This is a genomic window from Herbaspirillum sp. WGmk3 (genome assembly GCF_023952535.1).
GTDB classification, from domain to species: domain Bacteria; phylum Pseudomonadota; class Gammaproteobacteria; order Burkholderiales; family Burkholderiaceae_D; genus Herbaspirillum; species Herbaspirillum huttiense.
Genome location: NZ_JAKYWT010000005.1, coordinates 466,787 through 491,532, shown reverse-complemented (window position 1 = coordinate 491,532; position 24,746 = coordinate 466,787). Strand labels below are relative to the sequence as shown.

The 24,746-nt window shown below is 60.9% G+C and carries 22 protein-coding genes and 2 pseudogenes; 10 read left to right on the top strand and 14 right to left on the bottom strand.

What is annotated here, in order from left to right:
• Positions 1-152: 152 nt before the first annotated feature.
• From MKD49_RS20765 to MKD49_RS20745, 5 genes are all read left to right on the top strand, one after another.
• Complete coding sequence (locus tag MKD49_RS20765) at positions 153-689, top strand: 2,4'-dihydroxyacetophenone dioxygenase family protein (protein WP_252697244.1); 537 nt, start codon at positions 153-155, stop codon at positions 687-689.
• Between the two features lie 11 nt (positions 690-700).
• Positions 701-1,435 carry an SDR family NAD(P)-dependent oxidoreductase gene (locus tag MKD49_RS20760; protein WP_134221338.1) on the top strand — a complete coding sequence of 245 codons (735 nt, stop codon included), beginning with the start codon at positions 701-703 and terminating at the stop codon, positions 1,433-1,435.
• Between the two features lie 239 nt (positions 1,436-1,674).
• Positions 1,675-2,964 (top strand): MFS transporter, encoded by a 1,290-nt coding sequence (locus MKD49_RS20755; RefSeq protein ID WP_121042928.1) that lies wholly within the window; start codon positions 1,675-1,677, stop codon positions 2,962-2,964.
• A gap of 95 nt (positions 2,965-3,059) precedes the next feature.
• Positions 3,060-3,785 carry an SDR family NAD(P)-dependent oxidoreductase gene (locus MKD49_RS20750; protein ID WP_252697243.1) on the top strand — a complete coding sequence of 242 codons (726 nt, stop codon included), beginning with the start codon at positions 3,060-3,062 and terminating at the stop codon, positions 3,783-3,785.
• 193 nt (positions 3,786-3,978) lie between these two features.
• On the top strand, positions 3,979-4,773 hold the full coding sequence (locus MKD49_RS20745) for an IclR family transcriptional regulator (protein WP_204726083.1): 795 nt from the start codon (positions 3,979-3,981) through the stop codon (positions 4,771-4,773).
• Positions 4,774-4,800: 27 nt separating this feature from the next.
• Here MKD49_RS20745 and MKD49_RS20740 read toward each other — a convergent pair whose 3' ends face one another.
• Positions 4,801-6,429 carry an alkaline phosphatase gene (locus tag MKD49_RS20740; RefSeq protein WP_252697242.1) on the bottom strand — a complete coding sequence of 543 codons (1,629 nt, stop codon included), beginning with the start codon at positions 6,427-6,429 and terminating at the stop codon, positions 4,801-4,803.
• Between the two features lie 354 nt (positions 6,430-6,783).
• Here MKD49_RS20740 and MKD49_RS20735 point away from each other — a divergent pair, with 354 nt between their 5' ends.
• Positions 6,784-7,986, top strand: coding sequence for an ammonium transporter (locus MKD49_RS20735; protein ID WP_039789938.1), 1,203 nt, complete (start codon positions 6,784-6,786; stop codon positions 7,984-7,986).
• 458 nt (positions 7,987-8,444) lie between these two features.
• Here the strand turns inward: MKD49_RS20735 and MKD49_RS20730 are convergent, their stop codons facing one another.
• Both MKD49_RS20730 and MKD49_RS20725 read right to left on the bottom strand, forming a co-directional pair.
• A complete protein-coding gene (locus tag MKD49_RS20730; RefSeq protein WP_252697241.1) occupies positions 8,445-8,639 on the bottom strand; it encodes a hypothetical protein in 195 nt (64 codons plus the stop codon).
• A gap of 262 nt (positions 8,640-8,901) precedes the next feature.
• The gene (locus MKD49_RS20725; RefSeq protein ID WP_371925499.1) at positions 8,902-10,944 is read right to left on the bottom strand and encodes a hemagglutinin repeat-containing protein; all 2,043 of its coding nucleotides are present in this window, start codon (positions 10,942-10,944) and stop codon (positions 8,902-8,904) included.
• A 148-nt stretch (positions 10,945-11,092) separates the two neighbouring features.
• Here MKD49_RS20725 and MKD49_RS20720 point away from each other — a divergent pair, with 148 nt between their 5' ends.
• A complete protein-coding gene (locus MKD49_RS20720) occupies positions 11,093-11,848 on the top strand; it encodes a hypothetical protein (protein ID WP_252697239.1) in 756 nt (251 codons plus the stop codon).
• Between the two features lie 86 nt (positions 11,849-11,934).
• Here MKD49_RS20720 and MKD49_RS20715 read toward each other — a convergent pair.
• Positions 11,935-13,082: pseudogene (locus MKD49_RS20715) on the bottom strand (MFS transporter).
• Between the two features lie 47 nt (positions 13,083-13,129).
• Positions 13,130-13,495, bottom strand: a complete 366-nt coding sequence (locus MKD49_RS20710; protein ID WP_121042911.1) for a RidA family protein — start codon at positions 13,493-13,495, stop codon at positions 13,130-13,132.
• A gap of 106 nt (positions 13,496-13,601) precedes the next feature.
• On the opposite strand from MKD49_RS20710, the gene MKD49_RS20705 reads away from it, so the two are divergent.
• Complete coding sequence (locus MKD49_RS20705; RefSeq protein ID WP_121042909.1) at positions 13,602-14,420, top strand: TrmB family transcriptional regulator; 819 nt, start codon at positions 13,602-13,604, stop codon at positions 14,418-14,420.
• A gap of 72 nt (positions 14,421-14,492) precedes the next feature.
• Here MKD49_RS20705 and MKD49_RS20700 read toward each other — a convergent pair whose 3' ends face one another.
• From MKD49_RS20700 to MKD49_RS20690, 3 genes are all read right to left on the bottom strand, one after another.
• Positions 14,493-15,521, bottom strand: a complete 1,029-nt coding sequence (locus tag MKD49_RS20700) for a methionine synthase (RefSeq protein WP_252697237.1) — start codon at positions 15,519-15,521, stop codon at positions 14,493-14,495.
• A 26-nt stretch (positions 15,522-15,547) separates the two neighbouring features.
• On the bottom strand, positions 15,548-16,531 hold the full coding sequence (locus MKD49_RS20695; RefSeq protein WP_252697236.1) for a DUF1852 domain-containing protein: 984 nt from the start codon (positions 16,529-16,531) through the stop codon (positions 15,548-15,550).
• Positions 16,532-16,831: 300 nt separating this feature from the next.
• Positions 16,832-17,047 (bottom strand): hypothetical protein, encoded by a 216-nt coding sequence (locus MKD49_RS20690; protein WP_121043094.1) that lies wholly within the window; start codon positions 17,045-17,047, stop codon positions 16,832-16,834.
• Between the two features lie 410 nt (positions 17,048-17,457).
• Between MKD49_RS20690 and MKD49_RS20685 the strand changes: the two genes are divergently transcribed.
• Positions 17,458-18,210, top strand: coding sequence for a GAF domain-containing protein (locus MKD49_RS20685; RefSeq protein WP_051156653.1), 753 nt, complete (start codon positions 17,458-17,460; stop codon positions 18,208-18,210).
• A 53-nt stretch (positions 18,211-18,263) separates the two neighbouring features.
• Here the strand turns inward: MKD49_RS20685 and MKD49_RS20680 are convergent, their stop codons facing one another.
• The 5 genes and pseudogenes from MKD49_RS20680 to MKD49_RS20660 all read right to left on the bottom strand — a co-directional run bounded on the left by MKD49_RS20680 (position 18,264) and on the right by MKD49_RS20660 (position 23,432).
• On the bottom strand, positions 18,264-19,397 hold the full coding sequence (locus MKD49_RS20680; RefSeq protein WP_252697235.1) for a bifunctional diguanylate cyclase/phosphodiesterase: 1,134 nt from the start codon (positions 19,395-19,397) through the stop codon (positions 18,264-18,266).
• A gap of 230 nt (positions 19,398-19,627) precedes the next feature.
• A pseudogene (locus MKD49_RS20675) lies at positions 19,628-19,906 on the bottom strand (GAF domain-containing protein); the annotation flags it as partial.
• A 165-nt stretch (positions 19,907-20,071) separates the two neighbouring features.
• Positions 20,072-21,640 (bottom strand): methyl-accepting chemotaxis protein, encoded by a 1,569-nt coding sequence (locus MKD49_RS20670; protein ID WP_209579969.1) that lies wholly within the window; start codon positions 21,638-21,640, stop codon positions 20,072-20,074.
• Between the two features lie 375 nt (positions 21,641-22,015).
• Complete coding sequence (locus tag MKD49_RS20665) at positions 22,016-23,176, bottom strand: zinc-dependent alcohol dehydrogenase (RefSeq protein WP_252697234.1); 1,161 nt, start codon at positions 23,174-23,176, stop codon at positions 22,016-22,018.
• Positions 23,177-23,243: 67 nt separating this feature from the next.
• Entirely contained in the window at positions 23,244-23,432 is a 189-nt protein-coding gene (locus MKD49_RS20660; RefSeq protein WP_121042897.1) for a hypothetical protein, read from the bottom strand.
• A 330-nt stretch (positions 23,433-23,762) separates the two neighbouring features.
• Here MKD49_RS20660 and MKD49_RS20655 point away from each other — a divergent pair, with 330 nt between their 5' ends.
• Positions 23,763-23,981 carry a hypothetical protein gene (locus MKD49_RS20655; RefSeq protein ID WP_252697233.1) on the top strand — a complete coding sequence of 73 codons (219 nt, stop codon included), beginning with the start codon at positions 23,763-23,765 and terminating at the stop codon, positions 23,979-23,981.
• 350 nt (positions 23,982-24,331) lie between these two features.
• Here MKD49_RS20655 and MKD49_RS20650 read toward each other — a convergent pair whose 3' ends face one another.
• Positions 24,332-24,562 carry a hypothetical protein gene (locus tag MKD49_RS20650; protein ID WP_121042893.1) on the bottom strand — a complete coding sequence of 77 codons (231 nt, stop codon included), beginning with the start codon at positions 24,560-24,562 and terminating at the stop codon, positions 24,332-24,334.
• Positions 24,563-24,746 lie beyond the last annotated feature (184 nt).

Sequence of the window (24,746 nt, the reverse complement as noted above, 5' to 3'; positions counted from 1 at the left end):
ATGTGATTCTGGCTCGCTTTCTGGCGGACCTGTCCGGGCCGAAGCGCCATTGACACACCGTCTTCTATCGTCGACATTGACCATATGGCGAACGCTTTGTCCATATATTGAACAAAGTCCGGATTCAACAGAAGAACATCAGGAGACCCCACATGACAGCCACCGGCACCCCCATGCCCGCCGATCTGAAGATAAAGCCCTACCAGTTCCCCAACCCCAAGGAAGCGCCACTGGAGATCGTGGTCAATCCGGCGGTCCCGGAGGACGAACGCGTGTGGGTGCCGCAAGCCGAGAATGTCTGGTTCCGTCCGCTCTGCCTGAATGTCTCGCAGGGCTACTGGACCAACCTGCTGCGCGTGCGCAAGTCCGGCGTGCTGTCGCGCCACCGCCATCCGGCGCCGGTGCACGGCATGGTGCTCAAGGGCCGCTGGCGCTATCTGGAACATGACTGGATCGCCGAACAGGGCAGCTACGTCTTTGAACCGCCGGGCGAGACCCACACCCTCTACGTGCCCGAAGACGTGGAAGAGATGATCACCTACTTCCACATCACCGGCGTGATGTTCTATTGCGACCCCTGGGGCAAGTTCGAAGGCTACGAGGATGTCTTCACCAAGCTCGACATGTGCCGCAAGCACTATGAAGCGGTCGGCCTGGGCAGCGACTACGTCGATCGCTTCGTGCGCTGAGGATGCATGACATGACTTATTCCCGCGCATCCCATGACTTTGGCGGCTGCGTGGCCGTGGTCACCGGCGGCCATGGCGGCATCGGCGCAGCCATCAGCGCACGCCTGGCCGCTGGCGGCGCGCAGGTCGTCGTCTGGGACCAGCTGCACGACCCGGCCTCGCCCTATCGGCAAGAAAGCCTCGACATCACCGACGCCGCTGCGGTCATGCAGGCCGCACAGCGATTGCTGGCCGACACCGGGCGCATCGATTTCCTCATCAACAACGCCGGTTACGCCGGTCCGACCGTGCCGCTGGACGAGTATGACGTGGGTGAGTGGCATCGCATCGTGCAGGTCAACCTGCTGGGTGTCTTCCATGCCTGCCGCAGCGTGACGCCGGCCATGCGCGCGGCCGGACGCGGACGCATCGTCAACATCGCCTCGCTGGCCGGCAAGGAAGGCACGCCCAATGCCTCGGCCTACAGCGCCGCCAAGGCGGGCGTACTGGCGCTGACCAAGTCCTTGGGCAAGGAGCTGGCCGAGACCGGCGTGCTGGTCAACGCCATTGCACCGGCCGCCGTGAAGACCGCACTGCTGGAGCAGATGTCGCCGGCCCATGTGCAGACCATGATCGCCAAGAGCCCCATGCATCGCCTGGGCAGCGTCGATGAGGTCGCCGACATGTGCGCATGGCTGTGCTCCGGTTCCTGCAGCTTCAACACCGGCGCGGTGTTCGATCTTTCGGGCGGACGCGCAACTTACTGAGCGGCTTGCCGCTCGGCCACCAGAATCATCCGGGCAAGCAAGGATCGCATGCCGGGGCAGGCAGCCGCCGCCCGGGCAGCGCCGGACAAGCAACACGCAGGGACGGACTCCACACCGTCCTTGCGACTGCATCCCTGCATGACGCTTCGAACCTGTCCTCGACAGCGAGCTGCGCGACAGACGCGGCCGTTACGAAGCACGCCAATGGCAGCACATCATTCACACTGGAGACGCACACCATGGAAGTCCAAAAGGAAAAGAGCCCCCGGCTCAAACGCATACAGCTCGTGGCACTGAGCTTCCTGATGCTGGCGGGCATCGTCAACTACCTGGACCGCAGCACGCTGTCCATTGCCAATCATTCGGTGAGCCAGGAGCTCAACCTCTCGGCCTCGCAGATGGGCCTGTTGCTGTCGGCCTTCTCGCTGGCCTATGCCTTCTCGCAACTGCCCATCGGCGCCATGCTCGACAAGTTCGGCGCGCGCGTGATGCTGGGCGCGGGCATGTTCGTCTGGTCGCTGGCGCAACTGGCGGGCGGCTTCGTCCATACGCTGCAGCAATTCCTGGTGGCGCGCGTGTTCCTCGGCCTGGGCGAAGCGCCGCAGTTTCCGGCGGGAGCCAAGGTCGTGTCCGAATGGTTCGCCATGCGCGAGCGCGGCGGCCCGACCGGCATCTTCGTGGCCTCCTCCACCATTGGCCCGGCACTGGCCCCACCGATCCTCACGATCCTGATGCTGTCCTTCGGCTGGCGCATGATGTTCATCATCATGGGCTTGCTCGGCATCGCCGTCTCGGTGGGCTGGTACCTGTTTTACCGGAATCGCAACGAAGTCCAGCTCACGCCTTCCGAAGTGCTCTATCTCGCCGATGACCACGACCAGGATCCCAACGCCAATGCCAAGCTGAGCTGGGCCGAATGGAAGAGTCTGTTCACCTACCGCACCACCTGGGGCATGCTGTTCGGCTTCATGGGCGTGATCTACATGGTGTGGCTGTACCTCACCTGGCTGCCGGCCTATCTGGAACACGAACGCCATCTCTCCATCGCGCGCACCGGCTGGGTGGTGGTGATCCCCTACATCTTCGGCACGCTGGGCATGCTCTCCTCCGGCTATATCGCCGATGGCCTGATGAAGCGCGGCATGCCCGCCATCCGCAGCCGCAAGTGGCCGATCTGCGCCGGCCTGATCGGCGCCGGCGCCTTCACCATTCCGGCCGCCTACACGCCCAGCACCACCATGGCCATCGTCTACATCTCGCTGGCCATGGCCTTCGTGAACATGGCGTCCGGCGGCGCCTGGGCGCTGGTGTCGGTGGCCATTCCGCGCCGCCTGGTGGCCTCGCTGGGCAGCATGCAGAACTTCGGCGGCTATCTCGGTGGCTCGCTGGCCCCGGTCATCACGGGCGTGGTGGTGGATCAGACCCACTCCTTCGTCAATGCCCTGCTGATCAGCGCCGCCGTGGCCTTTGCCGCTGCGCTGGTCTACATGTTCGTGGTGGACAAGCCGATCGAGGCGCACGCCGCATGACGCAATGCTTCATGCCCCAGTAGCCTGACCCGATGCCGCCGCCCGCTGGTAGCGGCATCCAGCCAGTCTCCTGCCACTCACCAGAAGGAACTTTCATGAGCTTCATTCCCGACCTGCTCCGGGGCAAGACCGCCCTCGTCACCGGCGGTACGCAAGGCATAGGCGCGGCCGTTGCACGTCAGCTCGCTGCCTTGGGCGCGCACGTCATTGCCGCCGGCCTGCCACCCTTTGCGCATGAGCCATTCGAGGGCAGCGGCATCACCCTGGCCGAGATGAACGTGGCCAGCGAGGACAGCGTGCGCGCAGTGCTGAGCGGTCTCACACAACTCGATATCGTGGTCAACTGCGCCGGCATCATCAAGCGTGGCGAGGAACTGGAAACAGATGTCTTCGAGCAGGTCATCGCCGTGAACCTCACCGGCACCATGCGCGTCTGCGCTGCCAGCCGCGCATTGCTGAAGCAATCCGGTGGCTGCATCGTCAATACCGCGTCCATGCTCAGCTTCTTCGGCGGCGGACTGGTGCCGGGCTACAGCGCCAGCAAGGGCGGCGTGGCGCAGCTGACCAAGTCGCTGGCCATCGCCTATGCGGCTGACGGCATCCGCGTCAATGCGGTGGCCCCCGGCTGGATCGCCACGCCGCTGACCCAGGCCCTGCAGGATGACCCGGTGCGTGCCGGCCCCATCCTCGCGCGTACGCCGCTGGGCCGCTGGGGCAAGCCGGAAGACATCGGCAATGTCGTGGCCTTCCTGTGTTCGCCGGCGGCCTCCTTCATGACCGGCGCCATCGTGCCGGTCGATGGCGGCTATCTGGTGGCCTGAGGCCAACGCAATCTTTTCACGTGCAATGCCATTTGCCCGCGCCGGCTCCAGACGGCGCGGGATTTTTTGCATATGGGCTCGGCTATAATCTGGCCCGAAATCAGTACCGAATTCTGTACGGATTTCCGTACTGAATCTTGTACGCAATCCTGCCCCTGTCCTTGATCCACTCCCGCCCCACGATCCCGCGCTCATGCCCGACCACGACAAACAAGCTGACGACAACAAGATCGCGGGCACTGCCGCCTTCTCCAAGTTCATGGCGGTACTGCAGCTGATCGCCGATCAGGAAGCGCCGCTCTCCATTGCACAGCTGGCGGCGCTGTCGGGCTATCCGCGTCCGACGGTGTATCGCATCCTGGGTGCGCTGATGGCCGAGGGCATGGTGGTGGAGAACCCGCGCAGCAAGCAGTATGAAGTCGGGCCACGTCTCATCCATCTGGCCAGCCGCGCCTGGGACCGCAGCGACATCCGCACCACGGCCATCGAGTCGCTACGTCAGCTGCGCGACATCACGCGCGAGACGGTGCACCTGGCCGTGCCCAGCGATCACAGCATGGTCTACATCGAGAAACTGGAAAGTCCCCAAGCCGTGCGCATGGATTCGCGCATCGGTACGCGCGTGACCTTGTATTCGAGTTCGGTGGGGAAAGCCTATCTGGCCGGGCTGGCGCAAGCGCAGCGCGAACGCCTGATGCGCACGCTGCATCTGGAAGCCTTCACATCCAACACACACACCACGCTGGAGGCGCTGCGCGCCGATGTCGAAGAGACCGGCACGCGCGGCTACGCCGAAGATCGTGAAGAAAACGAAGCGCAGATTTTTTGTTATGGTGCTGCCATCGTCGGTGCCGATGGCGTGCCGGTGGCCTGCGTGAGCGTGAGCATTCCGCTCTATCGCCGCCTGCCCGATGCGCAGCAGGCGTATGTGACACCGCTGCTGCAAGCCTGCGCGAACATCTCGCGCAAGCTTGCCGGACCTGGCTGAGTCCGGTCCGATTCGCTCCGCACGCGATCAGGCCTCGGGCGGCAATTCCACCTTGTAGATTTCCTTGCCGTCGGTGTTGTGCAGCGTGACGGTGAGGGCCTTGCTCTTCGCGTCGATCTTGCCGATGCCGAAGAACTGCAGCAGCTCGGCTGGCGAACGGTTCTGCTTCATGTCCGCCGGGATGCTGACGAAACGCACATCCGGACCAAAGGTGCGATCGATCTCGCCCGGTCCGAAAGTCCCCGCATTGATGGGGCCGCCGACGAATTCCCAGAAGGGCTTGAAGTCGGTGAACTGCGCACGCTCGGGCGCGTAGTGCGTGGCTGATGCGTAGTGCACATCGGCGGTCACCCACACCACGTTCTTGATGTCGTGCTGCTTGATGAAGCGCAGCAGTTCGGCTACTTCCAGTTCGCGCCCGGAGGGCTTGCCGTTGTCGGCATTGGCCCAGGCCTCGAAGGTTCCCTGGGGCACATCCGGGTTCAGGTCCGGCACCACGATGGAGAGCGGCATGTCGCTGGCGATGAGCTTCCAGGTCGAGCGCGAACGCAGCAGGGCCTGCTTGATCCAGCGCATCTGTTCGGGGCCGAGGAAATCGGCGTCGTGGCCGCCCTTCTGGCGATTGGGAGAATTGCGGCCGCGATAGCTGCGTTCGTCCAGCATGAACACGTCCAGCAGCGGACCGTGGTTGAAGGCGCGGTAGATGCGGAAAGGATCGGCGCTGTCGATGCGGAAGGGATTGTGTTCGAACATGGCCTGGCGCGCGCGCGCGGCGAGCACGTCGATGTTGCGTTCGTCGTAGCGCTTTTCGGCGACACCGATCACCTGGCCGGGATACCAGTTGTTGCGGACTTCGTGGTCATCCCACTGCACCAGGAAGGGCACCTCGGCGGCGAAGCGGCGCTTGTTGGCGTCCAGCATGTTGTAGGCGAAGTTGCCGCGATAGTCGTCCAGGGTCTGCGCGACCTTGGATTTGGCTTCGGTCACCACGTTGCGCCACAGCGTTCCGTCCTCCAGCTTCACTTCGGCCTGGATGGGACCATCGGCATAGATCTGGTCGCCCGAGTGGATGAAGAAATCCGGACGGAAGCGGCGCATGCTTTCATATACGCGATAACCGCCCCACTGTTCGTTGATACCCCAGCCCTGGCCCGCTTCGTCGCCCGAGAAGGCGAAGGTGATGTCGCGCGCCTGGGCAGGCGTGGTGGCGGGCAGCATGAGGCTGCCGGTCAGCGGTTCGCTCAGTGCGGACTCATGCACCAGATCCTGGAAGCGCACGCGGTAGTAGACACGCTGGCCGCCAGGCAGCCCGCGCAGGTCGACGCGGGCAGTGTAGTCCTCGCGCGCCAGTGCGGTGGGACCGGCGATGCGCACCGGGTTGCTGAAATCCTCGCGGGTGGAATACTCGACCAGCATGCGCGCATTGCGGTCGGCGCGCGCCCAGATCATGGCGCTGTCGCGGGTGACATCGCCGCTCATGATGCCGCCGGGGAATTGCGGGCGCAGGCGCTCGGAGGTGACGATGGCGGGGGCGGCGGGCGTGGCGGCGAGTACGGCAGGGCTGGCGATCACTGCGGCGCTGCCGACTGCGGTGGCGGCCGTGTCGCGCAGGAAGCGGCGACGGCGATGATCGGCGGGCGAATTCTGGTCGGGCATGGCAACTCCTGTGAGGGTGGTAAAGCAAAGAGGGAGTTGCAATTTAGCAATCTAGTATGACCGTTCCATGAAAGGCGCGTGACCGAGCCTGACCGGAGTGGCCCAATCCGCAAAATGACGTGATTTACATGAAAATGACGAGGCTTTTCATGTCTGCACCAAAATGCGGCTGACTGGTTTCCCGCCCACCACAAACGCACAGTATTCATGCAAGGCTCAAGCTACCCTTGCACAGACGCACCAATAAAATCCTTTCAAATCAATCCTCTGCAAGATTCTCCCCAAAATGGAACGGAAATTGCTTTAGTCGTGGCTTTCTAGCATTTCCTTGCACACTTTTTGGGAGATTTTCTGGTGGACGATCACAAAAACGGCGCAGACGCCCTCTTCATTTTGCTGGGGGCGATCATGATCCTGGCCATGCATGCCGGCTTTGCCTTCCTGGAACTGGGGACGGTGCGCAAGAAGAACCAGGTCAATGCCTTGGTGAAAATTCTGGCCGACTTCGCGGTGTCGACCATCGTCTATTTCTTCATCGGCTATTACGTGGCTTACGGCGTGAGCTTCTTTGCCGGTGCCGAAACGCTGGCCGAGCGCAGCGGTTTCGAGCTGGTGAAATTCTTCTTTTTGCTGACCTTCGCGGCGGCCATCCCGGCGATCATCTCGGGCGGCATTGCCGAGCGTTCCAAATTCAATCCGCAGCTGATCGCCACGGCGGTGCTGGTGGGACTGGTCTATCCCTTCTTCGAAGGTATCGCGTGGAACCAGCACCTGGGCGTGCAAGCCTGGCTGGCGGCCACCTTCGGCGCGGAGTTCCATGACTTCGCCGGTTCCATCGTGGTCCACGCGGTGGGTGGCTGGATCGCGCTGCCTGCGGTCCTGCTGCTGGGCGCACGCCGTGGCCGCTACAGCAAGGAAGGCGCGGTGGCGGCGCATCCGCCGTCCAACATTCCTTTCCTGGCCCTGGGTGCGTGGATCCTGACGGTGGGCTGGTTCGGCTTCAACGTGATGAGCGCACAGACCTTGGACAAGATGAATGGGCTGGTCGCCATGAATTCGCTCATGGCCATGGCCGGCGGCACGCTGGTGGCGCTGCTGATGGGCCGCAACGATCCCGGCTTCGCCTACAACGGCCCGCTGGCCGGCCTGGTGGCGGTGTGCGCTGGCTCGGACCTGATGCATCCGCTGGGTGCACTGGTTACCGGCGGCATTGCGGGGGCGATTTTCGTGTGGATGTTCACCCGCACCCAGAACAAGTGGAAGATCGACGATGTGCTGGGCGTGTGGCCGCTGCATGGCTTGTGCGGACTGTGGGGCGGACTGGCGGCGGGCATCTTCGGCTTGCAGGCGCTGGGCGGACGCGGTGGCGTGTCGTTCATGTCGCAGCTCATCGGCAGCATCATGGGAATCGCCATTGCGGCAGCGGGCGGATGGATCGTCTATGGCTTGCTGAAGAAGGCGGTCGGGATACGGCTGGATCCGGAGCAGGAATTTGAAGGGGCGGATCTGGCCATTCACAAGATTTCTTCTACGGCGGAGAGGGAGACCAGTTGGTAAGGCAGCGATGATAAATAAGAATAAAGTCTGTATTTCCGGAATAAAGTCTGTCGGACTTCGACCATCAACGTATCCGGCGCAAACTGTCCAGCTAAGTTTTTTCAACCGTCCAACTTTACGAGGTCAGGTCACCCACCAGCGGCACACTTGAGCGGATTCTGGCTATCGCCCGCGATAATTGAGAAGGAAGCTTACTGTGCTAAACCATCAGTAGGTTATCCTCAAAACTCCTTCTCCGCTATCGCCCCACTATTCAAGTGGTCTAATTAACCTCAAATAGTTACGCGCTTCGCAAGATGGGCAACTCAATTCACGTTCAATAACTGACGGATTTTCAACGCTACGAACATCTTTCACGAGCAACTTATTTTGTGCGCACACTGGACACTGCACCAATGCAGTTGGATCTTCAGCTAGCAGTTTTCCGGCTTCAATCCACAAAGAATTAATGTTCCGATTCATTTAATTTCCTTCAATGCCTTTGCTGCGAAGTCAGCGGCAGCTTTTGTCTCTTGCGCGGCAAGAGCGCCGGAGACACCATTAGCTGAATTACTGGTTGTCAAACGATACAGCTCATGCAATATAGTTTGTTGAAGTTCTTGCGTCGACGTAAATGCCTCTCTCCCAATCAAAAACCCGTTCTCTCCAAACATCGTCATTCCGGATGCTGGTAAACCTGGCTCGTACTGAATCAATCTACCGCCAACATTTACCGTAACGGGCTGACCAGCAGCATGTGCAGCTTGTATTTTCGCAAGTTCCGATGAATTCAGAATACCTTGAGCCTCATTAATGATTCCTGACTCTGTGACTGTAAATCCTGGGATAGACTTATTTACACTCCCCCCGCCCGATAACTGTACATTCCCACCGCTACTCCCCGCAGTATTTGTACCCGGCGATGGGGACGCACTACTACCGTTCCCATAATACTGATCCCGTGCGGAATTCGCCGAACCGGACGTAGTCCCGCTTAGATTTTTTAGCACTTTGGTTTTTGAGTGCGGAGGCGATGTCAGCCGCCGTGTCCGCCGCCGCAGCTTCGGCTTTAGCCGTAGCAATTTCGCTACTCGTCGCAACGGGCAAATTCAGTACAGGCGAAGGAGCTGCAGTCCCCAATGTGCTTTGTGCAGCGACGTCTACCGTCGCAACGCAAGTACCAGGATTAATCGAACAATACACTATCGGACCAAGACGGAAAAACGAGACCAACTCCGTTCCAGCCACTTTCCCAGCGTTGACTAGCGCCTGCAGACCGCTAGAAACAATCCCGATCGCTTCAGCGCTCGATGCGACTCCGCCACCGATCGTCGACAGAACAATTCCCATCGCCCGCATGCCAGCATCACCATGCGTTTTCAAAATCTTGGCATCACAATCAGCAGCACTCATTGCGCCGCAGACTAGATCACGGCCCTTCTGGATTGTCGCCACATTATTCAGCGCATTGGAAACTTGACTATCCGCCCTTGTTTGCTCCCCGCGGAAAGCAGTCGCTTCTCCTCCCACCAAACCTAGCGGCATCTCGCTCGGACTGGCGATGCTCTCCTTGATCTGCGCCAAGCAAGCCGCATCAGCACGCATCGCGCAGAAATTCAACGTCTCGATGTTTGCAGCAGACAATGCGCGGTACTGCGCAATCAACGCCTTGCGTTCATCCTCTGGACAACCACCTGACCTACTTTCGCAGCTATCGAGTTTTTGTCTGAACTGCGCTGCCTGGGTGTGATTCAGATAATTGAACTGCGTCGCAAGTTTAGCGGTGACCCCAGCAGCATTTCCATCCGCCCCACTTCCTGCCGAGAATTGAGCAACCGCTTTGCCAACCGTCAATCCCACCAACTGGATGAGCGCACTCTTCTCCTGCGGGGTCATGTCGCCGATACTACCCAACTGTTCCCCGAAGGCTTCGAGCGCTAGCTTGGCTGCCGCTGCTCCGGCCGCTCCCGCTCCAAAATTACCGCCGATGGCTTTTGCCATCAACCCGCCGACCAGTCCATGAACCAGGACCTTGGTTGGTGTCGAATCACCTTGCAAAAAGTCTCCTACCTGCTTGTACAAGTAGGGAGCCGCCTGCTGCGCCAGTTGGCTGGTGAGCTGGTCAATCTGCTGCTGCCGCTGGACCTTCGCAAGATCAAATATCTGAGAGATCGAACCATTGGCAGCGGCCGTATCACGGCTGATGCTGGCAATGATCTGATCTGCCGTCTGCCCTGTCTTGGCGAGTTGCCCGGCCTGATCAGTGATCGAAATATTGCCCTCACTGATCGCGCTCTTCGTTGTACCTGCTGCACTTCCCTTGATCGGATTCTGGCTATTGCCCGCCGCATTATCGACCGCATTGTTCAGAAGGTTGCCGATCGCCCCGGCATTGGTGTCGAGGCTAGCCCCCACATGACCGCTATCAGCACTATATTGGGCAACATTCTTTACATCGCTGACAGTCAGCGTTCCGGTGGTGAGATTATTCTTCGCCTTGTCAGCGCTACTGGCAATTAACCCACCGACCAGATCCGTATTGCCGTTGACCTTCACGTTATAGCCGCCATCGCCAGCAATGATCCCACTTTGCTGCTTGACGCTGGCGAAGGTGCTACTGATGTTCTGGCTATCCGATGACACACTACCTTGCACCATTGCGCCATAGCAAAACGGCGGAATGCACAGACTCATATTCACGCCGGAGTTGTTCTGAGCACTTTGGTAGGAAGAAGTATCCTGCTGGCTGCGAATGTTCAAATCACGTCCGACTGTCGCATTGACCGTGGTCCCTCTGACCTGCGCTCCAAGCAAACTGACGTCGCGTCCACTTGCCAGAGTCGTCGTCTGCGTTCCCGTGATGACCGTATTCTGATTCGTGACACTTTGACCGTTGGAATTGCCGTACGCTTTGGCGGCCGCCAGTTCTAATGTAAAGCCGTTCTGCTGGCCTCTCAAGGAGTGGTCAACGCACTGCACCGAATGAGAATGATCAGTCAGTGATTTGAAAGCCAGAGGCCGTATGATCGCTGCAGCTGTTTTGCCATCACAGCATTATCAATGCATTGACCGCATACATCTGCGCGACGCCAATTGCACAACAACAACGACCTCACGAGGATACTCGATGATAAAAACCCGTCCCATCATCGGCTATTTTGCTGCCAGCGCATCTCTGCTGTGCGCCAGTGCCAGTTACGCCCAAACTGCCGATGCGCCATCGTTGCAGGAGGGTGATGCCTGGGTCTATCAAGCCACCGAAGAACAAAACACGGCAGGCATACTCGGCTCTACCACCAGGAAATGGGACGTCGCCATTGTCCGCTCCGGCAGCAAGACCATGGTCATTTCCGCCAAGGCGGAAGACTCCAATCTGCCACCCAAGGAATTGTTGCGCAATGCCGACTGGGCCGTGGTGCAAAACATCAATGGCAAGAATACCGTTACCAATCGTCCCTATGATTTCCCGCTCAAACCGGGCAAGACCTGGAAAGTGGAATACGATACCGCCAACCCTGATGCACGCACGAAGGTGCAGCACATCACCAAAAATTACACGGTCTTGGGCTGGGTCGATATCAAAGTACCGGCTGGTACCTACCATGCAATCAAAGTGGAAATGGAGGGCGAATGGAGCAAGGAATTCAATCCGACTGCCGCCGTCGCCACTTCCACCGTCACCAGCAGCCAGGCTGGTTCAGTGGCCATTTCCGCCAGCCGAAACGCCAGCACGCAACAGTCGGCCAGCGGCAGAATGTACGACGCGTTCTGGTATGTTCCCGAACTCAAAACTCACGTCAAGTTGATTACCGAAAACTACCAGGCTGGCGGTGCATTGAATAAACGCGTGACCGAAGAATTGGCAGCATCACCAGTACATTGATCTGCTCGCGCAAGTTTCAGGCCCCCAACTCCCTGCGCGCCATCTCCGTCCGCGTCCTCAACGCACTGAGCTTGCCGGAGATGAGTTCAATCAGATCCATCGGCGCGAGAGAAAGCACGCAAACACGCACTGATCACTGCCGCTGCAGCTACCGCACACGCGGCCAACAAAGCGGTGGCCTCCCATCCGCCGCGCAGTGCGATGCTCCCCGCGATGGCCGTTCCCGCTGCGCCAGCGCCGTAATAGAAGAACAGATACGCAGAATTCAGAACCCCGGAGCGCAAGGGATCAATGGCAACGACACCAGCCTGATTGGCCACTTGCGCGGCAAAACATCCCGCGTCGAAAATGGCCAGCGCCACCAGCGTGGCCGGCACATGATCAAGAACGACGCCAAGGCGCTCGCCGCAAGTGATGCACAAAGCAGACCGCAGACCATCACGCGGCAATTCCCGAACCGGTCTGCCAGCCCGCCGGCAATCCGCGTCATGGCAAGGCCCGTCAGTCCGGCGAGACTGTAGAGTCCGATGCTCGCGGCATTCAGATGATAGGGCGGCGCGGCCAGACGCACGACCAGGCCCACCCAGATCAGATTGAAAGCAAAAAACCATAGCATCCCGGCGCAAATGCGCAGCCGCAGTTCCCTCGATTGCCGCAGCAGGGATGGCAACGCACGCAACGTCGAAAAGTATCCGATGTGACCAACTGGCCGCTGTGCCGGCAACAGCGGGAAAACGCAAAGCCCGCACACGGCCGTCAAGGCCGCCAATACCAGCAGCGCACTGCGCCAGCCAAGCCACTGCACGAGCAAGCCGCCGATGAATCGGCTCAGCAATATCCCTGCGGAGATGCCAGCGGAAATCGCCGCCATGCTCAGTGCGCGGCGAGATGCATCGGCCAGCTTGCCGACAATGGCGCTGCTTTGCGCTGCCACCGTGGTGGTGGCACCGATCAGAACAAAACATCCAATCAGGGCATCCGGGCTCGCTGCCCACGCAGCAAGCGCCAGAGACAGTGCCAGCGCGAGGAACTGCCCGGGGATCAGGACGCGCGGACTCACCCTGTCCACCAATGGCACCAGCAGCACCAGGCCAATCAGATAGCCGGCAATGGCGCCGGATATCACCGTGGTCAGCGACGCTACCTCCACGCCGAAATCAGCGGCAATCTCAGGCAGCGCCGGTTGCATCGCGTAATTGCTCGCAATGGCGCTGCCCGCTGCGACCGCGAGCATGAAGAGCGCGCGCCCCGCAAGACGGCGATCCTGTCCGGCGCACGTCGTCACTTGGCCGCCCTGACGGCGATGGCCTCCACCTCCACCAGAATCGCATCGTCGACGAACGGCAATGCATGCACCAGGGAGAACGCCGGCCGGATATCCCCGTAGACCTCGCCATGGGCACGGGCTGCGTCTTGCCAGTGCGCAAAGTCTGCAACCACAAGCCGGCTCTGCGCCACATCCGACAGCGCAAAGCCGTGCTCAGTGAGCACCTTCTCGATGGTGGCGAGCGCCTCCTTCGTCTGCGTGTAGGCATCCGGGCCTTGGCCGGCCGTGCCTGAAATGAAGATCGTATCGTTCACGATCACCGCCCGGGAGTAGCCGACCTTGGACTCCCAGGGAGAACCGGTGCTGACAAGCTGACGCATATGGACTTCCTTTCATGTGATTTTTAACTACTTGAGTAGTAGTTATATGAATCGTATACTACTACGGTAGTTAGTCAATCCCAGAAAAGAGAAAAATGAGTCGCGCATGACCACAGAAAATGAATTGATCGCTTCCATGACACGGCTGGGGTTCACCCAGTACGAGGCCCAGGCTTATACCGCATTGGTGGGTCAGGCCGCGCTCACCGGAGCCGAGGTGAGCCGACGGGCGTCGATGCCGCCCTCCAAGGTTTACGAAACGCTGGCCCGCCTGGAAACAAGGGGCGCGGTACTGGTGAATCGATCCGAGCCTGTGCGTTACAGTGCCGTGCCGCATGCGGCGTTGCTGGAAGAGCTGCGCACCCGCTTCGAGGCTGACCTGGAAGCGGCGGCATCGGCGCTGGATCAACTACCGGTGGAAGAAGAAGCCGGACTGGTCTGGTCGCTGAGCGGAAGGAAAGTGATCGTGCAGGCCTTTGCGCGCGCGATTTCAGGCGCGCAACACACTCTGTTTGCGGGGATCTGGGATGAAGAGCTCGACGAGCTCGGACCGCTGCTGGAAGAAGCCAGTGCGCGCGGTATCGAGACCCATGTCGCGATTTATGGCGACCGCACGCTGGACGGCCCTCACACCTACGACCTGGCCGAATGCGGTGCGAGTGCCAGGCTGCGGCTATCCGGCCGCCGCCTGGCCGTGGTGGTGGCCGATGATGCAGCGGCCGTGGTGGCGGAGCTGGGTGACTCCACCGCGGATCAGGCGACCCTGACTACCAATCCGGTCATCGCGCTGCTGGCCGTGGAATACATCAAAGCCGATGTCAGCGGTCGGCTGATGATCAATGCGATGTCGCCGGCGACCTACAAAAAATTGCTGGCCACGCCAGCGATGCGCGCCATGCTTGCACCTGTCGATCCAAGGGACTGAAACGGACGGCAGGCACGGAAACAGCAAGCGGCCTCAACCATGGGTCGGACTTCGCGACCTGGTTGAACGGCATCAGGCCCCCAACTCCCTGCGCACCATCTGAGCCCCAGCCCTCAACGCACTGAGTTTGCCGCGCGCCACTTCACGCGGCAAGGGTGCCATCCCGCAATTGGTACTCGGATACAGTTTGTCCGCCGCCACGAACTGCAAAGCCCGGCGCAAGGTCGCCGCCACTTCCTCCGGCGTCTCGACCGCGTAATTGGCCACATCGATGGCACCGACCATCACCTTCTTGCCGCGTATCAGTTCGATCAGGTCCATCGGCACGCGCGCGTTGTGGCATTCCAGCGAGACGATGTCGATGTTCGATGCCTGCAGCTTGGGGAACGTTTCCTCATACTGCCGCCACTCCGACCCCAGCGTCTTCTTCCAGTCGGTATTGGCCTTGATCCCGTAGCCATAGCAGATGTGCACGGCAGTCTCGCACTTGAGTCCTTCGATGGCACGCTCCAGCGCAGCTACGCCCCAGTCGTTGACCTCATCGAAGAAGACATTGAAGGCCGGCTCATCGAACTGGATGATGTCCACCCCCGCCGCCTCCAGCTCGCGCGCTTCCTGGTTGAGGATCGTGGCGAATTCCCACGCCAGTTTTTCGCGGCTCTTGTAGTGATTGTCGTAGAGCGTGTCGATCATCGTCATGGGGCCGGGCAGCGCCCACTTGATCGGCTGCTCGGTCTGGCTTCGCAGGAAGCGCGCATCTTCCACGAACACCGGCTTCTGGCGCGATACCGCACCCACCACCGTGGGCACGCTGGCGTCATAGCGATTGCGGATGCGTACCGTTTCGCGCTTTGCAAAATCCACGCCGTCGAGATGCTCGATGAAGGTGGTCACGAAATGCTGGCGCGTCTGCTCGCCATCACTGACGATGTCGATGCCGGCATGCTGCTGCTCCTGCAGCGACAGGCGCAGCGCATCGCGCTTGGCTTCCTGCAGTTCATCGCCCTGCAATTTCCAGGGCGACCAGAGTTTCTCGGGCTCGGCCAGCCAGACGGGTTTCGGCAAGCTGCCGGCGGTGGAGGTGGGCAATAATTTTTTCACGGTGGAGAACCTTGCAGGTGGAGAGTTCAATGAGCGCCGGCACGCGACCATTGTTCGAGTACGGCGCGATACGGCTTGATGAAATGTTCTTCGGCGAAGCGGCCCTGCTGGACCGCCAGACGGCTGCGCTCCTCGCGGTCATAGACGATGCGTGTGACGGAATAGTCCTCATGCTGCAGGCTGGGCCGGTAAGTCTTGCCGGCTGCGGAATTGGCGTTGTAGATCTCGGGGCGATAGATCTTCTGGAAGGTCTCCATCGTGCTGATGGTGCCGATCAGTTCCAGGTTCGTGTAGTCACGCAGCAGGTCGCCGCTGAAGTAGAAGGCCAGCGGCGCGGCGCTATCGGGGGGCATGAAGTAGCGCACCGTCAGGCCCATCTTGGCGAAGTAGGCGTCGGTCAGCGAGCTTTCATTTTGCAGGTACTCCACACCCAGCACCGGATGCAGGTTCTCCGTGCGCTCATAGGTCTTGCTGCTGGCCACGCTGAGGCAGATTACCGGTGGCTTGCTGAAGTGCTGGCGGTAGGCGGGAGAAGCGACGAAGCGCTTGAACAGGTTGCCATGCAGTTCGCCGAAATGATCGGGGACGCTGAAGCCGGACTGCTGCTTCGTGTGCTCCAGCAGCACCACGCTGAAATCGTAATCGCGCACATAGGAAGAAAAATTGTTGCCAACGATGCCCTCGATGCGCTCACCCGTGTGGTGATCCACGATGTTGGTCTTGAGCACCTCGATCAGCGGCAGCGCCTGTGCTGTGTCCTGTCCCGCCATCCCCATTTCCACGGAGATGATGTCCAGCTCCACTGCGTAGCGGTCGGCCTTGGGATTGTCCCAGTGTGCCAGCGCATTGAAGCGGTTGTTGATCATGCGGAAGGTATTGCGCAGGTTCTCCCGGCGCTGCGCGCCCCGCGCCAGGTTGGCGAAGTTGGTCGTCATGCGCGTGTTGTCGCCGGGACGATAGTCCTCGTCGAAACAAATGCTCTTGATGGCAAATGAGAAGTCGTTGCTCATGATGTGTCTGCGCCCCTTTGCGGAAATCGAATCTGCAAGGCGCGCGCCCATGACGAAGGCGGCGTGCGCAGCAGACTCGATGCGGTCAATGTTCAGGCTGGATTCTATGTCGCCGCATCCATGAATAAAAATGATTTGATCTCATCGATCAATGAGATTCACTCATGCCTCATTCTTCGCTGCGGCGCGCACAGGCAAAAAAAAGCCCCGCTCCTTGCGGAGCAGGGCTAACACCTTCTCGGGGGGATGAGAAGGCGGGACAGCGTTCCGGCACCGAAGGCGTGCCGGAGCAGTTGCGTTCTATGACTTGCCAGCCGTGGGCAACTGACCGAAAAAGTCGGCCATGTTGCCTTCGGTCCAATCCTTCACCAGTTCGCCGTCGCACCACACCCGATAGGCATAGAGCCGGTGCTCGTGAAGCCCGCCCAGCGTGCGGCTTTCAATCACGTAGGTCTGGTCGCCCACATTCATTTTCATCCGATGAGAAGCCGGGGCTACCCCGTTTTGCTTGCCCATGATCCTTCCCGTCTCTTTCCAACGCTTTGCCACCCTCCCCTTAGAACCGTCCTGCCAGCCCCCCAAGGCTTGACGCAGGTCAGCTTCCGGACAGAAGGCTGGCGCTTGTCCGACATCTTTTCGCAAGGGGCACTACAATGCCCGCTTGGCATGAACGTCACCCAAGATGACGCGGCGCAACACGTTCCCGCCATGCGAGAATGTCGCCACCACAAGGAACACGTAAGCTCCTCTGACTACAGTATGAATCTCTGTTTATTTCATATTTTGCACATAGCAGATCCCACAGAAAGGGAAAAATACTAAAGAATCTGTGATTCGTTGCATTTCTGCCATGCGAAAAAATATTAAATATGTGAAATATACAAATCTTATACCTGCACAGCTATACTTTTACAAGGATCAATCAAATGGGTCGAGCAGTACCATCTGATGACAAGGAGATGCCTCCTGGCGACCCGGCGATGACTTCGAGAGAAGCGGCCCGTCTGCTGGGGGTATCGATCACGACCGCCCAGATGTGGATGGAAAGCGGCATGCTGGCCTCCTGGAAAACCCCGGGCGGCCATCGGCGTACCCGGCTGAGTTCGGTCATGACCTTGCTCGGCCATCGTGAAGTGAAACAACCCGAGCCCACTGCCGGTCACGCTGGGCCACAGATCGAGGTTCCTTATCCGGTCAGCCCGAACGAGCCAGAACGTGCGCGCTTTGTTGAACAGACAATGGAAGACACACATTCCGAGGCCCGCTTTCATCGCCTGACATGGCTCGCCAGCGAACTGCTGGACGTACCCATTGCCCTGGTCACCTTCCTGACCACGGAGCTGCAGATCTTCCGTGCGGCACATGGCCTGAACATCACGTCCACGCCGCGCTCGTGGGCCTTCTGCAATTACGCCGTGATGCAGGAAGACATCTTCACCGTCTCCGATGCCACCAAGGACGCGCGCTTCGTCAACAATCCCATGGTCACCGGAGCGCCCTTCATCCGCTTCTATGCCGGCATCCGCCTGATGTACCAGGGCCGCGCGTTTGGCTCGCTGTGCGTAATCGATACCGAACCGCGCATCCTGCGCGCCCACGAACGACAGGCCCTGGAAGAACTGGCCGCTCTGGCCACCGACATCCTGTCGCTGCAACTGCTGGAAGCGAACCGGCAGTAATCCCCCGAGCAGCGCGCGGGCGTCAGCACACAAGTCCCGGCCCCAGGCGCTGCTCATTGCACCATCCCCAGCCATTCTTCCAGTTCCTCCGCCGGCATCGGCCGTGCGATCGCGTAACCCTGCGCGAAGTCACAGCCGAGGTGATGCAGGATCCGGGCGGTGCGCTCGCTCTCCACGCCTTCGGCCACCACGCTGAACCCGAGCTGGTGCGCCAGATGGATGATGGACGGCACGATCACCTGATCGGCCTCATCCTCGGCCAGGCTGCGGATGAAGGAGCGGTCGATCTTCATGATGTCGGCCGGAATGCTCTTGAGGTAGGACAGGTTGCTGAAGCCGCTGCCGAAATCATCGATCGCGACCTGCACGCCCAGTTCACGAATGGCCTGCACGCGCTGGCGCACCACCTCGGGATTGCTGGCCATGGCGCTCTCGGTGAATTCGATCTCGATCAGGCCCGGCGGCACGGCATGCTGTTTCAGCTGCGACGCCAGCAGGCGCAAGAGTTCGTCGGACTCGAAATCACGCGCCGAAGTATTGATCGCAATCGGCACCTCCAGTCCGCGCGCATGCCATTGCGCCGCCTGTGCCACCGCATGGCGCACCACCCAGGCCGTGATCTGGCGAATCTGCGCCGTCTTCTCCGCCAGCGCGATGAACACCGCAGGAGAAATATGCCCCAGCACCGGGTGCTGCCAGCGGATCAGCGCTTCCACCCCGACGCAGCTGCCGTCGCGCAGGCGCACCTTGGGCTGGTAATGCAGGCTCAGTTCATCGGCGGCCGTGAAGGCCATCGGCAAGGCCGAGAGCAGCCAGAAGGCATTGCGCTGGTTTTCCGCATGCACCGATTCGAACTGGCGCGGACACACGCCTTCTTCACGGCTCACATCGATCACCGTCAGCAGCGCGCGCACCACGTCGCTGCCGGCAATCTCGTCCACCGCCGGCAGCACGCCGATGGCGATGTCGAGCTGATGCGGAATGCCGTGGATCTCCAGTGACTGCACGAACTGCTGACGCACGTTGGCGATATGTTCCTGCCGCTCTGCCGCGCTGCCGTCGTGAAGAAAGACGAAGGTGGTGGTCGTGACCCGATACACGGGCTGGCCGTCCAGCGCCTCGCACAGCGCACGGCTGACCTGCACCAGGAAGGACTCGGCATAATCCCAGCCGAGCGCCTTGACCATATCGAACAGATATTCACGCGAACAGATGTCGATTCCCAGCGCCGCACAGGGGGGCCGCCAACGCCCTGTGCATGCGCCCGTGCGCGCAGTACTTCCATCAAGCGGGCGCGATTGGGCAAACTCGTCACATGGTCGGTATACCCGCGGTTGCGCAACTGTTCCAGCCGCTCCATGACCATGGCCGCGAGCTGCTCCAGCCGGTCCTGGTCGGTCGGACTGAAATATTGGCGCGGACGATGATCGATCAGGCACAGCGTGCCCAGCGCATGCCCCTGCTGCGAAAGCAGCGGCGCACCCGCATAGAAGCGGATGTGCGGCGCACCCGTCACCAGCGGATTGTCGCGAAAGCGCGGATCCCGACGGGCATCGAGCACCACCAGGCCATTGCGGGACAGGATGGCGTGGGCACAGAAGGACATCGAGCGCGGCGTCTCATGCGCCGGCAAGCCGGCACGCGACTTGAACCATTGCCGCTCTTCATCCACCAGCGATACCAGCGCAATCTCCACGCCAAAGAGCGTGCGGGCCAGTTCGGTGATCTGGTCACAGGATTTATCAGGCAGCGTGTCGAGCACGCAATAGCCCTGCAGCGCCGCCAGCCGGGTGCTTTCATCGTCCGGCAAGCGCGCCTGCACTGCGTAATCCGTGTACTCGGTAGGTTCAAAAAACACGAATCAGCCCATCACCCGTGCGGCCGGTGCCAGCTTGAAGGTCGAGACCAGGCGTGCCAGCGCACCTGCCTGCGAGGTGAGCGCCTCGGCCGCAGCGGCGGCCTGTTCCACCAGCGCTGAATTCTGCTGGGTGGCTTCATCCATGTGGCCGATGGCATCGTTGACCTGCTCGATGCCCTCGCTCTGCTCGCGGCTGGAGAGGCTGATCTCGGCGATCACGTCGGTCACCTTGCGCACGCTGGCGACGATCTCATCCATGGTCTGGCCCGCCCCCTTGACGCGCCCGCTGCCACTTTCGACCTTGGCCACGGAGGCCCCGATCAGTTCCTTGATTTCCTTGGCCGCTGCTGCGCTGCGCTGGGCCAGCGTCCGCACTTCCGAGGCCACCACCGCAAAGCCGCGTCCGCCTTCACCGGCGCGTGCAGCCTCGACGGCCGCATTGAGCGCCAGGATGTTGGTCTGGAACGCGATGCCATCGATGACGCTGATGATGTCCACGATCTTGACCGAGGATTGACGGATGTCTTCCATCGTCGCCACCACCTCGCCCATCATGTTGCCGCCCGTGACCGCAATCTCCGAGGCCGAGGCCGCCAGGGTATTGGCCTGCTCCGCATTGGCCGCACTCTGGCGTACGGCCGAGGTGATCTGTTCCATGGCGCTGGCGGTTTCTTCCAGCGAACTGGCCTGGCGTTCAGTGCGTCCGGACAGGTCCACGTTGCCGGAGGCGATTTCGGTGGACGCGCGTTCGATGGCATCGGTCCCCTGCCGGACTTCGCCGACGATGGCGGCGAGGCTGTCGCGCATCATGCGCAGGGCGTGCAGCAGGCTGCTCTGATCGTTGGGTCGCGTGGCCACTTCCACTGCCAGATCGCCATGCGCAATGCGCTGCGCGATCTCCATGGCATAGGCCGGCTCGCCACCGAGCTGGCGCAGCAGACCGCGCGTGATGAGGACGGCGACGGCCACCGCGATCAGGATCGCCACCACGGCCAGCGTGGCGATGAACTTCAGGGCATCGGTGGCGGAGCGCTCCGACTGCTCGCCCGCTGCCGTGCTCTGGCCAGCGATATCGGCGATGAGCTGGTTGATGTCGGCCACGATCTTGCGCCGCAAGGGGCTGCAATCATTGACCAGGAAACTGCGATAGGCCTCCATCGCTCCGCTCTCGCGATACTGGCGCGGACGCTTGAGTTCATCGGCCATCTGCAGCAGCCCTGTGCGTACCGGGGCGAAATGCGGGTTGCCGGCCAGTCGCGTTTCCAGCTTCTGCAGTTCGGCGAGATACAGCGCCTTTTGTTCATCGACGATCTTCAGTTCGGTCTGCGCATCGGCATCGCTGAGAAAGACATAGGCATTGCGCGCCGCGATGCCGGTCTGGTCCAGCGCTTCGCGGGCCACGTAGAGCGGCGCCAGGCTCTCGTTCTGGACTTCATTGGCGCGCTCGACGGAGGAGCGCAATCCATTGATGCCGACCATGGCCACCCCAACCAGCACCAGCATCATCACCAGCAAACTGGCGAACCCCAAGCTCAGCTTTGCGCCGATCTTCATGTTTGACAAAACCTTCATCTGCTTCCCCGACTAGCGTCTGCGACGCAAATATAAAAAATATGCAAATAATCACGAAACATCCCGAACTTTCGGTCGCATATTTCATAATTTTTGCAGTATTTACGCACACAAAGGTCTTACCAGCAAATGAAAATTGCGGCATTGTCGTATTTACATCACGTCGTGAGTATTTCTGTTGTGTAAACGCGAGTTTGCGCCGGACCAAGCATGCCGGGCACTGTCCGGATGAGAAGGGAGATCCGGTGCAGGCGGAACGCAGCGTTCCGAATGGCGCAGCATAAGCACCGCGAAAAATGAGCTGCAGAACAAGCCACGAAAAAAAAGCGACCGGATGCCCCGGTCGCTCGCCATGATGCCACTGCATTGATCCGATCACGCAGTAAGCACCACCTTGCGGCACTCCTCGCGCTTTTCATTGAAGATGCGATAGCCCTCGGCCGCCTCCTCCAAGGGCAGGCGATGCGTGATGATCGCCTCCGGACGGAGCCAGCCATCCTCGATGCTGGCCAGCAGCTCGGGCATGTAGTGCTGCACGTGGGTCTGGCCGGTCCTGATGGTCAAGCCCTTCTCGAAGATATCGCCGAACAGGAAACCGTGGATGAACCCGGCATACACGCCCGGCACGCTCACCGTCCCGCCGCGCCGCACCGAGGCGATGCAATGGCGCAGCGCCTGGCCGCTGCTGCCTTCGAGCTTGAGATTGGTCATCGCGGTTTCCAGCACGCTGCCCTTGGCCTCGAACCCGACGGCATCGATCACCGCATCCACACCCCGGCCTGCGGTGTTGGCGATGATGGTCTCGCCGGGATCGGTGTGGTCGAAATTGATCGGGATGGCCTTGTATTGCTCCGCTGCGAAGCGCAGCCGGTAATCGTGGTGATCGACGATGAAAATCTTTTCCGCCCCGAGCATGCGCGCACAGGCAGCCGCCATCTGGCCAACCGGACCCGCACCGTAGATGGCCACGCTGGAGCCCTCACGCACACCGGCGTTCTTCACCGCCTGATAGCCGGTCGGGAGAATGTCGCTCAGGAACAGTACCTGCTCATCGGCCAGCGGCGAGTCGATGCGGATGGGACCGACATCGGCCTTGGGCACCCGCACATACTCTGCCTGCCCGCCCGGCATGCCACCATACAGGTGGCTGTAGCCAAACATGGCTGCGCCTGAACGGATGCCCTTGCCATTCATGATGGCACCGCGGTCAGGGTTGGTGGTTTCGCAGGCGGCATACAGGTGCTGATCGCAGAAGAAGCACTGGCCGCAGGCGATGACGAAGGGCACCACCACGCGGTCGCCTTTTTTGAGGCGCTTGACGCCGGGGCCGGTCTCGACCACCACGCCCATGAATTCATGGCCGAGGATGTCGCCGGCCTTGGTGGCGGGAATCTTGCCACGATACAGGTGCAGATCGGAGCCGCAGATGGCGGTGGCCGTGACTTTCAGGATGATGTCGTCGGCCTCCTGAATGATGGGATCGGGAACGGACTCGACCCGCACGTCATGGGCGGAATGGTAGAGCAGTGCGCGCATGGGTTTTCCTTGATGAGCTGGTCACGGGCGGCGCGGGACGCGCCGGATAATCGACAACGCGGATGCGTCAGCGCGGCGCGCGGGCATCGTCCTGCACGATGTCGAACTCGGGCTTGGCGATTTCCTTGTTGGCGTTATCGGTACTCGTTTCACGCGCCTCGACGTGATCGCTGCGAGCGGGACGGTTGGTGGCCTCGCCACTGGATTGGGCGGGCGACGGATTTTCACGGGAAGGCAGTTTGGATTCGATGGCCATGCGGATCTCCTGGGTGGAAAGAAAAACGACGGAGAGATCACACTAACCACCCCCGCCCCGCACGACCATCAGCGCGCCACGCCTAGCCTTGTGGGTAGCGGCTGTCGGACGCGTCAGCGCGGCTTGATGAGCGCGCCCGCAGCCGGCAGAAACGAAGTCCTGGCTGCCGCACCTCCTGCATCGCTGTCAGCGAAGGTGGCCTGCACGCGCGGCACTGGCCGACATACACGGCGCGCTCTCCGCAGTAGCATCCTCAACGCCTTCCGTACTGCACCCGCCTCCCTGACGAGCGAGCGCGCAGTGCATCCATCCATGCACAAGGAGACCGCCATGACCGACGCACTGAACAAGCATACCCACCCCGCCGATACCTCCGGCCCGCAAGACCTGCAGGCCAACAACCCGCGCAGCGGTACCAATGAGCGCGACATGCTGGACCGTGGCCAGCAGACTGCACCGGGCGACAGCGACAAGGCTGCCTCGCGCAACAAGCCGGAAGGCGACAATTATTCGGAGCAGGACATGCGGGAGAACAGCCCGCAGCTTTAAGAAGTGCCTCGTCTCTCTCCCCAAGGGAGGAAGACTGATCCAGCCGACAGATCAATGAAGCTCATCTGATCAACACTAGGGCCTGTTCCCATTCAATCTGCGAGATGCGTTGCCCCCAGAAGGCGTGTTGGCAAGGCGCGCGTCAGGGCTGGTGGTGGTGCCACCAGCCCTGACGTGCAACGCGGCCAGCGCGCCTTCTGGGGGCAACCCTCCGGGAGAGGCCGCCAAGCGTCGCCTGCCGTTGTTGCAGCTCCTTGCCGTGGCACCACCACGGCGCGTCGCCGCGCCTAGGCAGTCAACGCTTGGCGACCTCTCGCACTCGCAGATTGAATGGGAGCAGGCCCTAGAGATCAATCCTCACGGTCGAACTCGGCCAGCACCATCTCCACCTGCAGGCACTGCAGTTTCAACTCCTTGATGGCCCGGCGATAGCGGCGGAAGTTGCGCCGCTCAGGTACACCCTCCCCACTCTTGCTGACCCGCACCACTTCATGCACGATGCCCTGCAGGATTGCTGCCGCCTGCTCGTGCGAGGCCTTGAGACGGTTCACTCCCTCGATCAGCGCTTGTTTCTTCTTCATGATGGAATCCTGTTTTTTGCCGGTATGGCAGAGCGTCCGACGGGCGACGTTCCAGCCCGGCCATGCACATGCGATGCATTGAACAAGCCATTGAGTGATTTGCCCCGTGTTGGTTCCGGGGCTCGCCTCCCCGCCTCCAGGCACACGATGACAGATTGATCGATGCAAGAGATGCGGCGGCATC

What these genes read in the sequence shown, in the direction of transcription:
- MKD49_RS20705 (WP_121042909.1), top strand. Translation starts at nt 13,602, where the DNA reads ATGACCACAGAAAATGAATTGATCGCTTCCATGACACGGCTGGGGTTC.
- MKD49_RS20765 (WP_252697244.1), top strand. Translation starts at nt 153, where the DNA reads ATGACAGCCACCGGCACCCCCATGCCCGCCGATCTGAAGATAAAGCCC.
- MKD49_RS20750 (WP_252697243.1), top strand. Translation starts at nt 3,060, where the DNA reads ATGAGCTTCATTCCCGACCTGCTCCGGGGCAAGACCGCCCTCGTCACC.
- MKD49_RS20685 (WP_051156653.1), top strand. Translation starts at nt 17,458, where the DNA reads ATGGGTCGAGCAGTACCATCTGATGACAAGGAGATGCCTCCTGGCGAC.
- MKD49_RS20670 (WP_209579969.1), bottom strand. Translation starts at nt 21,640, where the DNA reads ATGAAGGTTTTGTCAAACATGAAGATCGGCGCAAAGCTGAGCTTGGGG.
- MKD49_RS20710 (WP_121042911.1), bottom strand. Translation starts at nt 13,495, where the DNA reads ATGCGTCAGCTTGTCAGCACCGGTTCTCCCTGGGAGTCCAAGGTCGGC.
- MKD49_RS20680 (WP_252697235.1), bottom strand. Translation starts at nt 19,397, where the DNA reads ATGGTCAAGGCGCTCGGCTGGGATTATGCCGAGTCCTTCCTGGTGCAG.
- MKD49_RS20755 (WP_121042928.1), top strand. Translation starts at nt 1,675, where the DNA reads ATGGAAGTCCAAAAGGAAAAGAGCCCCCGGCTCAAACGCATACAGCTC.
- MKD49_RS20730 (WP_252697241.1), bottom strand. Translation starts at nt 8,639, where the DNA reads ATGTTTGGAGAGAACGGGTTTTTGATTGGGAGAGAGGCATTTACGTCG.
- MKD49_RS20720 (WP_252697239.1), top strand. Translation starts at nt 11,093, where the DNA reads ATGATAAAAACCCGTCCCATCATCGGCTATTTTGCTGCCAGCGCATCT.
- MKD49_RS20650 (WP_121042893.1), bottom strand. Translation starts at nt 24,562, where the DNA reads ATGAAGAAGAAACAAGCGCTGATCGAGGGAGTGAACCGTCTCAAGGCC.
- MKD49_RS20665 (WP_252697234.1), bottom strand. Translation starts at nt 23,176, where the DNA reads ATGCGCGCACTGCTCTACCATTCCGCCCATGACGTGCGGGTCGAGTCC.
- MKD49_RS20740 (WP_252697242.1), bottom strand. Translation starts at nt 6,429, where the DNA reads ATGCCCGACCAGAATTCGCCCGCCGATCATCGCCGTCGCCGCTTCCTG.
- MKD49_RS20695 (WP_252697236.1), bottom strand. Translation starts at nt 16,531, where the DNA reads ATGAGCAACGACTTCTCATTTGCCATCAAGAGCATTTGTTTCGACGAG.
- MKD49_RS20655 (WP_252697233.1), top strand. Translation starts at nt 23,763, where the DNA reads ATGACCGACGCACTGAACAAGCATACCCACCCCGCCGATACCTCCGGC.
- MKD49_RS20745 (WP_204726083.1), top strand. Translation starts at nt 3,979, where the DNA reads ATGCCCGACCACGACAAACAAGCTGACGACAACAAGATCGCGGGCACT.
- MKD49_RS20760 (WP_134221338.1), top strand. Translation starts at nt 701, where the DNA reads ATGACTTATTCCCGCGCATCCCATGACTTTGGCGGCTGCGTGGCCGTG.
- MKD49_RS20690 (WP_121043094.1), bottom strand. Translation starts at nt 17,047, where the DNA reads ATGGGCAAGCAAAACGGGGTAGCCCCGGCTTCTCATCGGATGAAAATG.
- MKD49_RS20660 (WP_121042897.1), bottom strand. Translation starts at nt 23,432, where the DNA reads ATGGCCATCGAATCCAAACTGCCTTCCCGTGAAAATCCGTCGCCCGCC.